The organism is Vibrio profundum (genome assembly GCF_050337555.1).
GTDB lineage: Bacteria > Pseudomonadota > Gammaproteobacteria > Enterobacterales > Vibrionaceae > Vibrio > Vibrio profundum.
The window spans coordinates 185,763-198,248 of sequence record NZ_JAKJTA010000006.1 but is presented as its reverse complement, the minus strand read 5'-3'; the positions used below and the strand labels follow the sequence as shown (position 1 = coordinate 198,248).

Below are 12,486 nucleotides of genomic sequence, written 5' to 3'. Positions count from 1 at the left end.
TTTTTTTTCGTATTCGATAAGAGTCGGCTCTTAGTCGTTACTTCTTTTCTTGCAGCTCTTGCATATAGTTGCTTGGCAATTCAATGCGCGCAACGCCAGAGGCTACTGCTGCTTCCGCCACGGCTTTTGCTACGCGGGGAAGAAGGCGAGAGTCCATTGGTTTTGGAATAATATAATCTTTACCGAACTCTAGTTTGTCTGCGCCTGCAGCTTTGAGTACTTCTGCTGGTACTGGTTCCTTGGCTAGATGACGGATAGCGTCAACAGCAGCCAATTTCATGTCATCATTGATTTCGCTTGCACGAACATCCAGTGCACCGCGGAAAATAAACGGGAAGCACAATACGTTGTTCACTTGGTTCGGGTAATCACTGCGGCCAGTACCCATGATCAAATCTTGGCGTACTTGATGAGCCAGTTCAGGCTTGATTTCCGGATCTGGGTTCGAACAAGCGAAGACTACAGGCTTGTCGGCCATCAGCTTAAGTGCGTCTTGTGATAGCAAGTTAGGGCCTGATACACCAAGGAATAAGTCCGCGCCGTCAATCACGTCTTCTAAAGTGCGTTTGTCGGTGTTGTTGGCGAACAGCTGCTTGTATTCGTTTAGGTCATCACGGCGAGTGTGAATCACGCCTTTGCGATCTAACATGTAGATTTTTTCACGCATCGCGCCACACTTGATCAGTAGCTCCATACAAGCCACAGCCGCCGCGCCCGCGCCAAGACAAACAATGGTGGCTTCTTCTAGCTTCTTACCTTGCAGCTCGATTGCGTTAAGCATTCCCGCCGCCGTCACGATAGCGGTGCCGTGTTGGTCATCGTGGAAAACGGGCACATCACAGCGCTCAATCAGGCGACGTTCAATTTCGAAACAATCTGGTGCTTTGATGTCTTCTAAGTTGATGCCACCAAAGGTATCGGAAATGTTGGCGACCGTATCGACAAACTCATCGATGGTGCGGTGTTTTACTTCGATATCGATAGAATCTAGGTTAGCGAAGCGCTTAAAGAGTAGCGACTTGCCTTCCATGACTGGTTTGGAAGCCAGTGGACCTAAATTGCCTAGGCCTAAGATAGCGGTACCATTGGAAATGACGGCAACCATATTGCCTTTCGCGGTATATTTGTAAACATTATCGGCATTTTGCGCGATCTCACGAACAGGTTCGGCCACACCTGGGCTGTAGGCTAGCGACAAATCTTCCGCAGAGTCAGCAGGTTTGGTTAAGGCAACCGAAATTTTGCCAGGGGTCGGCTTGGCATGGTATTCAAGTGCTTGCTGACGTAGGGTCTCTTCGGCAGAGACAGAAGGTTGCTCTAGGCTTTTTTCCGACATAACTAATATTACTCGTACATTTTCAATGGAAGGCTATTCTCGCGCACGCAGACGCTTAGTAGTAATGAGTGTATACACGATGGCGTCAAAAGGAGAACTCTCCGCGGTATTAAACCGATAACGGTGAGCCATTCTTTATTGGGTTTGATGCGTGGACACGCAGAGAAAGCGGGGATAACTTTTTATAGGGACCAATAAGAAAAGGGCGCTAGGCGCCCTTTTCGAAATCTGGACAGAAAAGAAGAATTACTTCTTGCTGGTAGATAGTGCACCGAAACGCTTGTTGAAGCGATCAACACGGCCGCCAGTATCTACGATACGTTGCTTACCAGTGTAGAATGGGTGACACTTGTCACATACGTCTAGGTGGATAGAATCTTTACCTAGAGTAGAGTTGAACTCAAAAGAGTTGCCGCAAGAGCAAGTTGCATTTACAGCTTTGTATTCTGGGTGGATACCAGTTTTCATGGGATAACCTCAATTAGGGCCGTGTCGCCATCCGATACTAAGCCGGACACCACACGTAGTTGATAAAAAAAGTTCAGCGTTCTTGATTCGCTGTTGCCAGCTCAGAATCACTGAGGCGCGGTATGATAATGAATCCCTGTTGGATAATCAACCGATTTTGCAGTTCGGCAGCAGTGAGTGTATGTGTGGATCGCCGAGTTGTCTTGAGGTCGGCCTAGAGTATCTATTAGACTGTAACCTGATATCGCCAACTGTAGCTGCTTCCTGATATGACCCCCACTATCGCTCGTGTTTCACTGCCTGTCCCATTAGACCGAGAGTTTGATTATTTAATTTCATCACAGCGCCCTCCTGTTATAGGCGCTCGAGTTGTGGTGCCGTTTGGTCAGCAGTCGTTAGTGGGCATAGTCACAGAGCTCACCGATACATCAAGTTTTGCAATAGAGAAGCTAAAATCGATTAGCACTGTGTTGGATGATGCGCCTATTTGGTCTAGCGAGCTGTTCGATTTACTGCGTTGGTGTAGCCAATTCTATCATTGCCCGTTAGGCGAAACATTTAACAATGCTTTGCCTAGCGCGCTGCGTAAGAAAAAAGCGGCGCAAGTGGCCCCAGTCATACAGTGGTATTTAACCGAGGCGGGTAAAGAGCGCGCGATGCAAAGCTTTGGCCGAGCGGTCCAGCAGGCCAAAGTCATAAATATGTTGGTTTCTGGGAGTCTTTCTCATCAAGCGATGCTCGATGCGGAGGTTAGCCGCACGGTATTAAATGGATTAAAGGATAAAGGTTGGATAGCGGAGCAAGAGTTGTCTCCTGTTTCCAAACCATGGCCTGCCGAGTTTGAGTCAGAACAAGACAAACCTAAGCTCAACGATGAACAGTGTATTGCGATTGCTACAGTCAATAGTCGTGCTGGCTATGGCTGCTATTTGTTGGAAGGGGTGACTGGCTCTGGGAAAACGGAAGTTTATCTCAACCTCATAGCGCCAGTGCTCAAGCAAGGTAAGCAAGCTTTAGTTCTGGTGCCGGAAATCGGCCTGACACCACAAACTATCAATCGATTTAAGCGCCGCTTCAATGTTCCTGTCGAAGTCATGCATTCAGGGCTCAATGATACGGAACGGCTAAACGCTTGGTTGTCTGCGCGAGACAAAGGGGCGGGGATTGTTATCGGCACTCGTTCGGCACTGTTTAGCCCATTTTCTGACTTGGGTATTATCATTGTCGATGAAGAACATGATGGTTCCTATAAACAGCAAGATACTTTGCGTTACCACGCCCGAGATGTGGCCGTGATGCGGGCGCACCGAAGCAATATTCCTGTCGTGCTTGGCTCAGCGACCCCAGCGTTTGAAACGTTACAAAATGCGTTATCAGGAAAGTATCATCACTTACGACTCACGCAGCGTGCTGGTGATGCTGTGCCCACTGACAATCATTTGCTCGACTTAAAAGGCCAGTATTTAGAGAGTGGCTTGTCTGCCCCCCTTATTGCTGAGATGAGACATCACCTTGAGGCGGGCAATCAAGTGATGCTGTTTTTAAATCGGCGCGGTTTTTCGCCGGCTTTGATGTGTCACGATTGCGGCTGGTTGGCAGAATGCCAGCGCTGCGATCGCTATTACACTTTCCATCAGCATGCGCAAGAGGTGTGCTGTCACCATTGTGGCTCTCGGCGACCCGTCATTCAACGCTGTCACGATTGTGGTTCGTCGAACGTAGTGACGGTGGGGGTGGGAACTGAGCAATTGGAACATCATTTAGCGAGCCTATTCCCAGAATACCGTTCGATTCGGATTGACCGTGATAGCACTCGGCGTAAAGGGAGTCTCGATGCGGCGCTGGATGCAATTCGTAGCGGTGAATATCAAATTTTGATTGGCACGCAAATGTTGGCTAAAGGTCATCACTTTCCCAATGTGACGCTGGTGTCACTGCTTGACGTGGATGGCGCTTTATACAACAGTGATTTTCGCGCCTCGGAGCATTTTGCCCAGCTGTTTACTCAGGTTGCAGGGCGAGCAGGGCGGGCGAGTAAACCTGGGCATGTGATATTGCAAACTCACCACCCGGAACACCCATTATTACAAAGCCTAATGGAAGGTGACTATCATCAATTTGCCCAGCAAGCCCTACAAGAAAGGCATACCTCTCATCTCCCCCCTTTTAGCTGTTTGACTTTATTTCGAGCTGAAGCGAACAAGAGTGAGGTTGCTGAGCGCTTTTTACGTCAAGTACGTTTTACTCTAGAAAGTCATCCACTGTTTGCCCAAGGTGGGGCGATATTGGGCCCGTCCCCCTCACCACTGGCAAAACGAGCAGGGAAAGCGCGTTGGCAGATGCTATTGCAAACTCCCAATCGCAATCTCATGCAATCGATACTCGCTAGCGCTAAGCCCGCTATTTCGCTGTTGCCCGATGCTAAAAAAGTCCGCTGGGTATTAGATAGAGATCCTCACGACTTCACTTAAGAAAATATTACGAAGCTGTAGATCCTGAGTGTGAATTATGTAATCAAATAGAGTGTCATTTCTTTCCTATTGTGATTGTCATCACATAAGTTATGTAATATTTGCTAAATTCGTCGTAACTTTATGGCCAGAAAGGAATAAAATAGTGGCAGAAAATGGGCATCAGCTTTTATAAGGTGACCAAATAACAATCAATTTTTGGCTATGGCTTGAATTCAATTTATTGCATTCATTAGTAACAAATTAAGAAGGTGAATTTTATGGCGACAATGAAGGATGTTGCTCAACTTGCGGGCGTGTCAACTGCTACGGTATCGAGAGCGTTGATGAACCCCGAGAAAGTATCAACATCAACGAGAAAGAGAGTGGAAGATGCGGTGTTGGAGTCTGGATATTCTCCAAACTCATTGGCTCGAAATTTGCGTCGAAATGAATCAAAAACCATTGTCGCTGTGGTGCCCGATATCTGTGACCCATATTACTCGGATATCATCCGTGGTATCGAGGATGCTGCTGCTGAGCACGGCTATGTTGTGTTATTGGGCGATACTAATCAACAGAAGCACGACTCCTCCGTCACCAGTTTAGCCTTTACCAAGCATGCCGATGGCATCTTGCTACTGGGCACCGATATTCCTTTTGATGTGAGTAAACCGGAACAGAAAAACCTGCCCCCTATGGTTATGGCATGTGAATTTGCTCCTGAGCTGGAATTGCCGACGGTGCACATTGACAACCTGACGTCAGCATTTGAAGCCGTGAATTACCTCACTCAAATGGGCCACAAGCGCGTAGCACAGATTTCTGGGCCAGAAGAAGCGGCCATTTGTAAGTTTCGCTCGCAAGGTTACCAGCAGGCCCTGCGCCGTGGTGGCATTGCGATGAACCCGAACTACAGTGTTTCCGGTGACTATTCGTTTGATGCGGGCACACAAGCTGTACGCAAGCTTTTGTCACTAGCTGAGCCCCCAACAGCGATATTTTGTCATTGTGATTTGATGGCGATTGGCGCGATACAAGAGATCAAACGATTGGGCTTAAGAGTGCCGCAGGATTTATCCGTAGTCGGGTTTGATGATGTTCAATTCTYCCAATATTGCGATCCACCACTCACGACGATTGCTCAGCCCCGTTATGAAATTGGCCGACAAGCCTTGTTGATGGTATTAGAATTATTGCGTGGTAAAGATGTTCGTGCGGGATCTCGTTTGCTAGAGACTCGACTCGTGGTGCGAAGTAGTGTTGCGCCGCCGAGAATGGTATAACCCAGCAAGCAATGAAAGAACAGAGATAAGATTTTACCTATTCGGAACTTCTTGTCTCTGTAAACTCGCCGTGAAGTCCATTACCATATTCGTTATCAACAGTATGGCTGGCAAACAATTGTGGCAAGTAAAGATTATGTGAAGCGCGGCAGCGGGCAGCGCAAACCAAGTAAAAAATCCACTCGGACAAAAACATCGGTCAAAAAGCCTTGGCGAAGCGGTTTGCTCGCTATAAGCGTGGTTGGCGCTTTCGTCTATGGTTTATATACGTTAAACCAAGATCCGGAACCGGTGAAAACGGAAGTGGTACACTTACAACCTAAACCGAAACCAGCCGTAAAACTCCCCCCTCCGCCAGAAGCTAAATGGGATTACGTAGACACTTTGCCGAGCCGCGAGATTAAAGTGAAAGCTAAGCCTTTAGTGGTCTCAAAAATCCCGTATGTCATGCAGTGCGGCGCGTATAAAACCAAACATCAAGCAGAATCACGCAAAGTTGACATCGCCTTTCAAGGGTTAAATAGCAATATTATTAAGAAGCCGGGCAGTTCTTGGTTTCGGGTCGTCTTAGGACCTTATAAAACCAAGCGTGATGCTGAGAAAGACAAACATAAGTTGCAGCGAGTTAAAATTCGGCCGTGTGCTATTTGGAAACAAACATCGTAATTAGCGATGGCATGGCAGGTTAGGGGATTTTGGTCGAGATGCTTTGTGAGATTGTAGCCAAGCATCTTGATTTTAGTGTGATGCGCCCAAACATATCCTTTAATCTCATTGTGAAAATAAATAAAAAGAGGCCTTACTCGTGACTACCATCGTATCTGTACGTCGAAATAATCAAGTTGTCATCGCGGGTGATGGACAAGTTTCTCTTGGCAACACGGTAATGAAAGGCAATGCACGCAAAGTGCGCCGACTGTATAACGGCAAAGTGATTGCCGGCTTTGCAGGTGGCACCGCGGATGCCTTTACCTTGTTTGAGCGTTTTGAAAGTAAATTGCAAATGCACCAAGGTCATTTGACCAAAGCCGCGGTAGAGCTGGCAAAAGACTGGCGCAGCGATCGCGCACTGCGTAAATTAGAAGCGCTACTTGCCGTTGCCGATGAAACCGCATCACTCATTATCACTGGCAACGGTGATGTGGTTCAGCCTGAAAATGATTTGATCGCGATTGGCTCTGGCGGCAACTTCGCTCAAGCGGCCGCGACTGCCCTATTAGAAAATACCGAATTAAATGCGCGTGAGATTGCGGAAAAATCGCTAAAAATTGCGGGTGATATTTGTGTGTTTACCAACCATCATCAAACGGTTGAAGAACTTGAAAGCCCAGCGGAATAATTTGTTCGCTGCATAAGTTAATGCGCGCATTAATAAAGAATTGAAGGAATGAAGCCATGTCTGAAATGACACCACGTGAAATAGTTCACGAATTAAATCGCCATATTATTGGTCAAGACAATGCCAAACGTGCGGTTGCGATTGCTTTGCGTAACCGTTGGAGAAGAATGCAGTTGGACGAGAGCCTGCGTTCTGAAGTGACACCAAAAAACATTTTAATGATCGGCCCAACAGGCGTAGGTAAAACTGAAATTGCACGCCGTTTAGCCAAGCTTGCTAATGCACCTTTTATCAAGGTTGAAGCGACTAAGTTCACCGAAGTGGGTTATGTTGGTAAAGAAGTGGAAACCATTATTCGTGATTTGACGGATGTGGCGGTGAAGATGACTCACCAACAAGCGATGGAAAAAGTGAAGTTTCGCGCGGAAGAGCAAGCAGAAGATCGCATTCTTGATGCTTTGTTACCACCAGCGCGTGACGCTTGGGGTGAAAACGAAGAGAAAACGGACTCATCGAATACCAATACCCGTCAAGTATTTCGCAAAAAGTTCCGTGAAGGCAAGCTGGACGACAAAGAAATAGAAATCGACGTGGCTGCGCCGCAAATGGGCGTAGAAATTATGGCGCCTCCGGGCATGGAAGAGATGACTAATCAACTGCAAGGTATGTTTCAAAACCTTGCGGGCGATACTAAGAAAAAACGTAAACTGAAAATTAAAGATGCGTTTAAAGCCCTGACGGAAGAAGAAGCCGCTAAGTTGGTGAACCAAGAAGAGCTGAAAGAAAGCGCGATTTACAATGTTGAAAATAACGGCATCGTTTTTATCGACGAAATCGACAAGATTTGCAAGCGTGGTGAAAGCTCTGGCCCTGACGTATCCCGTGAAGGCGTACAGCGCGACCTGTTGCCGCTTATCGAAGGCAGCACAGTGTCAACCAAGCATGGCATGGTGAAAACCGATCACATTTTATTTGTGGCTTCAGGTGCGTTCCAAGTGGCGACGCCATCGGATCTCATTCCTGAGTTGCAAGGTCGTCTACCTATTCGTGTTGAACTGGAAGCTTTAACAAGCCACGATTTCAAGCGCATTTTGACTGAGCCTAAAGCATCGCTCACCGAGCAATATACGGCGCTGATGAAGACGGAAGACGTATCGGTATCCTTTACCGAAGAGGGTATTACCCAGATTGCAGAAGCCGCATGGAAAGTGAATGAAACCACTGAAAATATTGGTGCGCGCCGCTTGCATACTGTGATGGAGCGTTTGATGGATGAAATCTCATTTGAAGCAACCGATAAAGCCGGCAGCGAGATGGAGATTGACGCCGACTACGTGAAGGGCAAGTTGGGTGAGTTTGTTGACGATGAAGACCTCAGTCGTTTCATCCTCTAGTGATACCAAGTAATCACACTTTAGTTTCAACGCCTCTACATTAGTAGGGGCGTTTTTATATCGAACTATCTAAAGTTGGACCGCGCTGGCGAACAAGGTAAAATACGCCTCTTTGTTAATATTTGATTGGTACGCGGTATTATGACTCAACCACACACTTGGCAACCCAGTGCCTCGCTCGCAGCGTTAAAACAACGCGCGGAGTCGATTGGAAAAATCCGTCAATTTTTCTCAGACCGAGGGGTGTTGGAAGTCGATACGCCTGCGATGAGCCATGCCACGGTCACCGATATTCACCTGCATACTTTCCAGACTCAATTTGTTGGCCCAGGTTACGTCGATGGCCAGCCATTGTTCTTTATGACCAGCCCAGAATTTCATATGAAACGCTTGCTGGCCGCGGGCAGTGGTTGTATTTACCAAATCGGTAAAGCCTTTCGTAATGAAGAAAGTGGTCGTTACCATAACCCTGAGTTCACTATGTTAGAGTGGTATCGAGTGGGCTTTGATCATCACCAATTGATGGATGAGATGGATGATTTATTGCAGTTTGTGTTGTCCTGTAGCGCCGCAGAACGCATGACCTACCAGCAAGCCTTTTTGCGAATATTATCGGTTTGCCCACTGGAGAGTTCTTTGGATGACCTCAAGGTCGTTGCTGAGCAGCATGGCCTTGCCGATATTGCTCGTGATGAAACTCACCGTGATACTTTGCTGCAATTGCTGTTCTCTGTGGTGATTGAGCCAAAAATCGGCCAACAAGCCCCTGCTTTTGTCTACGATTTTCCTGCCTCACAAGCAGCGCTGGCGAAAATTAATCAGCAAGACACCCGTGTTGCCGATCGCTTTGAAGTTTACTTTAAGGGCATTGAGTTAGCCAACGGCTTTCATGAACTTGATGACGCTAAGGAGCAGCGGGCGAGATTTGAGCAGGATAATCAGCAACGTAAAGAGATGGGGCTGATGCCTCAGCCTATCGATGAGCATTTATTATCCGCTCTTGAGGCAGGATTGCCACAATGCGCGGGTGTTGCGCTTGGCATCGACCGCGTAATAATGTTGGCGCAAGGTGCGCAGCATATTGATGAAATCACAGCATTTCCCTTTCCTCGTTCATAACTATTTATTTGTTGTTAGTAAGAGGGGCCATTTCTTTGAGTTTAATGCGAATGGCCCCCTTGAGCAGCTCTTTGCCTACCCCCGACAAATAGAACCAAATTCCATGATATATGCTCAACTCAATGGTTGACTGACCATCTTGATGTCGTGGTGTAGGTAGGGAAGTGATGTGAAAAATCGCACTACCTTCTATTGTAATGGAATTTTAATACCATAAAACAATGGCTTGTGTTTGATTTTATTACCCGTCTAGTCTTTCTTCCATGTAACCGACATCCATCGCATGTTGAGTTAGAAAGGCATCAATAGCATTCAGTTATGTGATATGCGTAATCCATCGTTCATTAAGGGCTCTTTTCACCGCTAGTATTCAAGCACGAGGGAATGGTGAGCTAGAGTTGAGCGTGATTGAAAACGAACAGTCAGTATGGGTGCTATTTATTTTCTTCGCGACGGTCGTGGGGCTGATAAAGTATCAAAATTACCCAGAAAGAGTATTTGGTGCAGTATTGATTAGCTTGTATGGGCTGAATATTGTTACCACGCAGCAAGTCTTAGACAAATTTTCCAATCAAGGTCTGCTGACCTTAATGCTTTTGATGACGTGTTCTCTCGCTTTGGAGAAAACCAAAGCATTGCGAGCACTTGGCCGCTATGTCATGCAGACTAGCTACCAAAAAACATGGCTGCGCCTGCTGGGTTTAACTGCCTTATCGTCGGCTTTTCTCAACAATACGGCAGTGGTCGCGACTATGCTGTCGCCGATTCGAAACAACAAATATCACTCCCCCAGCCTGTTATTACTGCCGCTATCCTACGCCGCTATCTTTGGCGGTACATTAACCTTGGTTGGGACTTCCACCAACTTGATCGTCAATAGTATGGTATTGGATCAGGGCTTACCGCCATTGGGCTTCTTTGAATTTACCCCGATTGGAGCCAGCGTGATAGTAGTGTGTGGGGGATTACTGTTTCTGTTGTCGAAACGTTTGCCAAATAAGCCGATGCCACGTTTGTGTTCATCACAATACTTTATCGATGCGAAAGTGGCGAGTGGCTCAACGTTAGCAGGGAAAAGCGTTGAACAAAATGGGCTGAGAAGCTTGGAATCTTTATTCTTGGTCGAGATTCTACGTCGTGGCAGATTGATCTCGCCTGTCTCCCCAAGTGAAGGAATTGAAGATAACGACCGCTTGATTTTCAGTGGTGATATTCAAAAAGTCACTCGCCTCAAGCAGTTTAATGGCTTGTCTACTTATGCTCATGAAAATGGTTTGCCGTTAAAAAATCTTCATGAAGCTTTAATCAAACCAGATAGTGTGTTGATTGGCTCCAGCATGAAACAAGCAGGATTTCGCGCTTTGTTTGATGCGGCTGTCGTTGCAATGCGCAGGGATGGCGAATCCATTTCTGGTCAGCTTGGCGACGTAGTATTGAGAGCGGGGGATTGCTTAGTACTGGCGGTCGGCAAAGACTTCCATCAACGCCGAAATATCACTAAAAACTTTTATCTAATGAGTGATAAAGAGACCGAGCATGCGTTGCAGCCTTGGCAGGAAAAAGTGGCGCTTGTTGGTTTTGTTACTGCGATAGCGCTCGCTGCATTAGGCTGGTTCACCTTGTTTAAAACCACCTTAGTCTTGTTGAGCTTGCTTTTGTTTACAGGGTGCCTCACTTCCAATGAGATTATGCGCCGTTTACCTATGAAGATTTGGCTGATCATTGCATCAGCATTGCTGTTATCCCAAGCATTGTTGACGAGTGGTGTCCTTACCGCGCTCGGCGCTTGGATTCAGGCGCATCATCATATAATCACGCCTTTGCTTGGCTTGATTATGGTGTATTCGCTCACTTGGCTATTAACTGAGCTGGTGACGAATAACGCAGCAGCGGTATTAATTTTCCCCATCGCTTATACCTTAGCATTGACGTTATCGGTGGCTCCAAAAGCTTATATTTTGGCGGTCGCATTCGGCGCAAGTGCCAGTTTTATTAGCCCATATGGCTATCAAACTAATCTAATGGTGTTCAATGCTGGGCAATATAAATTGAGTGATTTTGCCAAAATCGGAGTCCCGATCAGCTTGGCTTATGGGATCACGGTTATTACGTCTATTTATTGGTTTGTTGGCGTGTAACTCAGCTTTGCTCTGAACAAATAGGAAGTGCCATGCAAGTAGAAACGAAAAGAATGACTCACTTACAGCAGCTGGAAGCAGAATCAATCCATATTATGCGTGAGGTGGTTGCTGAGTTTGATAACCCAGTGATGCTGTACTCGGTTGGTAAAGACTCCTCGGTGATGCTGCATTTAGCTAAAAAAGCGTTTGCGCCAGCGGCGCCACCTTTCCCGCTTATGCATGTTGATACCACATGGAAGTTTCGCGAGATGATTGCCTTTCGTGATGCAATGGCTAAAAAGTTAGGTATGCAGCTCATCGTGCACCAAAACCCAGACGGTCTAGCCATGAATATTAGCCCATTCGTCCATGGGAGTTCGATGCATACCGACGTCATGAAAACGCAAGGGCTGAAACAAGCGCTGGATAAATATGGCTTTGATGCTGCATTTGGCGGCGCGCGTCGAGATGAAGAAAAATCTCGAGCTAAGGAGCGAGTGTATTCGTTTCGTGATGAGCACCATCGCTGGGACCCAAAAAATCAGCGCCCCGAGTTATGGCATATCTACAATAGCAAAGTGGACAAAGGGGAGAGTATTCGAGTATTTCCGCTTTCCAACTGGACTGAACTGGATATTTGGCAATACATCTATTTGGAAAACATAGAGATTCCAAGTTTGTATTTATCAGAAATACGCCCAGTGGTTGAGCGCGATGGCATGTTGATCATGGTTGACGACGAGAGGATGGAGCTCAAGCCTGATGAACATGTTGAGAATAAAATGGTGCGCTTTCGTACATTGGGTTGCTACCCACTGACAGGTGCGGTGGAATCTCAAGCTACCACCTTACCTGAAGTCATTCAAGAAATGCTGCTGACTACCACCTCAGAGCGGCAAGGGCGAGCTATCGATCACGATAGCTCAGGGTCTATGGAAAAGAAAAAGCGTGAAGGATACTTTTAGCCTATGTCG

10 protein-coding genes are annotated in these 12,486 nt (G+C 46.8%); 8 read left to right on the top strand and 2 right to left on the bottom strand.

All coding sequences use genetic code 11. The features are described from left to right. Positions 1–37: 37 nt before the first annotated feature. Both L4C34_RS06915 and rpmE read right to left on the bottom strand, forming a co-directional pair. Positions 38–1,336 carry a malic enzyme-like NAD(P)-binding protein gene (locus L4C34_RS06915; RefSeq protein ID WP_428788607.1) on the bottom strand — a complete coding sequence of 433 codons (1,299 nt, stop codon included), beginning with the start codon at positions 1,334–1,336 and terminating at the stop codon, positions 38–40. Positions 1,337–1,582: 246 nt separating this feature from the next. Continuing rightward, positions 1,583–1,804, bottom strand: a complete 222-nt coding sequence (gene rpmE, locus L4C34_RS06910) for a 50S ribosomal protein L31 (RefSeq protein ID WP_428788606.1) — start codon at positions 1,802–1,804, stop codon at positions 1,583–1,585. Between the two features lie 269 nt (positions 1,805–2,073). Between rpmE and priA the strand changes: the two genes are divergently transcribed. The 8 genes from priA (at position 2,074) to cysD (ending at position 12,477) form a co-directional block, all read left to right on the top strand. Next, positions 2,074–4,275, top strand: a complete 2,202-nt coding sequence (gene priA / locus L4C34_RS06905; RefSeq protein ID WP_428788605.1) for a primosomal protein N' — start codon at positions 2,074–2,076, stop codon at positions 4,273–4,275. Positions 4,276–4,526: 251 nt separating this feature from the next. Beyond that, on the top strand, positions 4,527–5,540 hold the full coding sequence (cytR, locus tag L4C34_RS06900) for a DNA-binding transcriptional regulator CytR (RefSeq protein WP_428788604.1): 1,014 nt from the start codon (positions 4,527–4,529) through the stop codon (positions 5,538–5,540). 120 nt (positions 5,541–5,660) lie between these two features. Beyond that, positions 5,661–6,206 (top strand): SPOR domain-containing protein, encoded by a 546-nt coding sequence (locus L4C34_RS06895; RefSeq protein ID WP_428788603.1) that lies wholly within the window; start codon positions 5,661–5,663, stop codon positions 6,204–6,206. A 139-nt stretch (positions 6,207–6,345) separates the two neighbouring features. Further along, on the top strand, positions 6,346–6,879 hold the full coding sequence (gene hslV / locus L4C34_RS06890) for an ATP-dependent protease subunit HslV (protein ID WP_428788602.1): 534 nt from the start codon (positions 6,346–6,348) through the stop codon (positions 6,877–6,879). 56 nt (positions 6,880–6,935) lie between these two features. Continuing rightward, complete coding sequence (gene hslU, locus L4C34_RS06885) at positions 6,936–8,273, top strand: ATP-dependent protease ATPase subunit HslU (protein ID WP_428788601.1); 1,338 nt, start codon at positions 6,936–6,938, stop codon at positions 8,271–8,273. A 141-nt stretch (positions 8,274–8,414) separates the two neighbouring features. Further along, positions 8,415–9,392: an elongation factor P--(R)-beta-lysine ligase gene (gene epmA, locus L4C34_RS06880; protein WP_428788600.1), complete on the top strand. Its 978-nt coding sequence runs from the start codon at positions 8,415–8,417 to the stop codon at positions 9,390–9,392. 404 nt (positions 9,393–9,796) lie between these two features. Beyond that, positions 9,797–11,530, top strand: a complete 1,734-nt coding sequence (locus L4C34_RS06875) for an SLC13 family permease (protein WP_428788719.1) — start codon at positions 9,797–9,799, stop codon at positions 11,528–11,530. Positions 11,531–11,550: 20 nt separating this feature from the next. Further along, on the top strand, positions 11,551–12,477 hold the full coding sequence (cysD, locus tag L4C34_RS06870; protein ID WP_428788718.1) for a sulfate adenylyltransferase subunit CysD: 927 nt from the start codon (positions 11,551–11,553) through the stop codon (positions 12,475–12,477). The last annotated feature ends 9 nt before the right edge of the window (positions 12,478–12,486 follow it).

Coding starts and splice junctions, on each gene's coding strand:
- L4C34_RS06915 (WP_428788607.1), bottom strand. CDS start 1,336: ATGTCGGAAAAAAGCCTAGAGCAACCTTCTGTCTCTGCCGAAGAGACC.
- rpmE (WP_428788606.1), bottom strand. CDS start 1,804: ATGAAAACTGGTATCCACCCAGAATACAAAGCTGTAAATGCAACTTGC.
- priA (WP_428788605.1), top strand. CDS start 2,074: ATGACCCCCACTATCGCTCGTGTTTCACTGCCTGTCCCATTAGACCGA.
- hslU (WP_428788601.1), top strand. CDS start 6,936: ATGTCTGAAATGACACCACGTGAAATAGTTCACGAATTAAATCGCCAT.
- epmA (WP_428788600.1), top strand. CDS start 8,415: ATGACTCAACCACACACTTGGCAACCCAGTGCCTCGCTCGCAGCGTTA.